General features: G+C 66.8%; 2 protein-coding genes. Both read left to right on the plus strand.

Annotated elements, in window-relative coordinates; genetic code table 11:
- On the plus strand, positions 1-512 hold a 512-nt coding region (locus tag IL54_RS02915), incomplete at its 5' end, for an acetate--CoA ligase family protein (RefSeq protein ID WP_037473095.1).
- 85 nt (positions 513-597) lie between these two features.
- Positions 598-1739: MFS transporter (locus IL54_RS02920; protein WP_037473097.1), on the plus strand; the 1142-nt coding region annotated here is incomplete at its 3' end.

A 1739-nucleotide genomic window follows, 5' to 3' on the forward strand; every position in this document is an offset into this window, starting at 1 on the left:
AATCGCCCGAACTGCCGCACAAGAGCGATGCCGGCGGCGTGATCGTCGGCCTCAAGAACCGCGAGGAACTGGCCGATGGCTGGGCGCGCCTCGCTGCCAATCTCGCTGCGTCCCGCCCCGACCTGACGCTCGACGGCGTGCTGGTCGAGGGAATGGCGGACAAGGGCGTCGAACTGATCGTCGGCGCGCGCAACGATCCGCATTGGGGCACGACCATCCTGGTCGGCTTTGGCGGTGTCGCGGCCGAACTGCTCCACGATGTCTGCCTGCTCCCGCCCGACCTGCCGCGCGCCGCGATCATCGCGCGGATTCGCAAACTGCGCATGGCCCCCTTGCTCGACGGCTTCCGCGGTGCGCCGGTCATGGACATCGAAGCGGTCGCCGACGTGGTCCAGCGGCTCGGCCAGATGGTCGCGGCGACCCCGGCGATCCGCGAGGTCGATCTCAACCCAGTGATCGTCTATCCGCAGGGCAAGGGGGCATTGGCGCTCGACGCGCTGATCTCGCTCTAACACGGACGAGGCACCGGCGATTTGACTTGGCAAATTGTTTCGCCAGCATACAATGGCGAAACAAGTGCCGGAGAGAATGTCCCCCATGTCGAGCATAACCCTGCCTGCGGATGATCCGCGCAGCATCCTGGCAGACCGGCCGATGCGCCTGCCGCAGGTGGTGGCGATCTTCATCTGCTTCCTGCTCAACGCGCTCGACGGGTTCGACGTGCTGGCGGTGACTTTTGCCGCGCCGGGCATCGCGAAGGATTGGGGCGTTGGGCCAAGCGCGATCGGCATCATCGTCTCGACCGGCCTGGTCGGCATGGTGATCGGGTCGCTGACGCTCGGTCAATTGGCCGATCGCATCGGGCGGCGGCGGCAGATTTTGCTGTGCCTGGTCATCATGACGTTCGGCATGCTCGCCTCCGCCTTCGCGACAGGGGTGGTGATGCTGAGTGTGCTGCGCATCCTGACGGGCCTGGGTCTGGGCGCGATGCTGGCGGCGATCAATGCCATGTCGGCCGAATTCGCCAATCGCCGCCGCCGCGACCTGGCCGTCAGCATCATGGCGGCGGGCTATCCGGTCGGCGGCATCATCGGTGGCTGGGGCGCGGCGCAATTGCTGCGCACCGACGGCTGGGAAGCGATCTTCCTGTTTGGCGCAGGCGCGACGGCGCTGATGATACCGCTCGTGCTGTTGTTCCTGCCTGAATCGATCGGCTGGCTGGCGACGCGCGGCGCGCCCGATGCGCTGGCCAAGATCAACGTCATCCTGCGCCGGCTGGGCCAGCCGCAAGCGGCGCAACTGGTCGCGCTGAACCTGCCCAAAGCGTCGATGCGCGCGCTGTTCCTTGATCGCTACCGAGTCATCACGATCGCGCTGATCATCGTCTACGGCCTGCACATGATGACCTTCTACTATGCGCTGGGCTGGGCGCCCTCGCTGGTGGTCGATCTGGGGTTCGACCCTTCGCGCGCCAGCATCGTGTCGGTCTTCATGAATATGGGCGGGGCGATCGGGGGGCTGACGCTCGGCTTCCTGTCGCCCTGGCTCGGCCTGCGGCGGTTGTTGCTGCTGGCCATGGCGGGCGCGGGTATCGCGGTGGCCGTGTTCGGCGTGGTGCCGGCCGACTTCCTCTGGCTGCAGATCGCCGCCTTCGTGCTGGGCTTCCTGGCCAATGGGTCGGTCGTGGGCCTCTATGCGCTGATCGCCAATGTCTTCCCCACCACCTTGCGCGCGACGGG

Source organism: Sphingobium sp. ba1 (genome assembly GCF_000743655.1).
GTDB lineage: Bacteria > Pseudomonadota > Alphaproteobacteria > Sphingomonadales > Sphingomonadaceae > Sphingobium.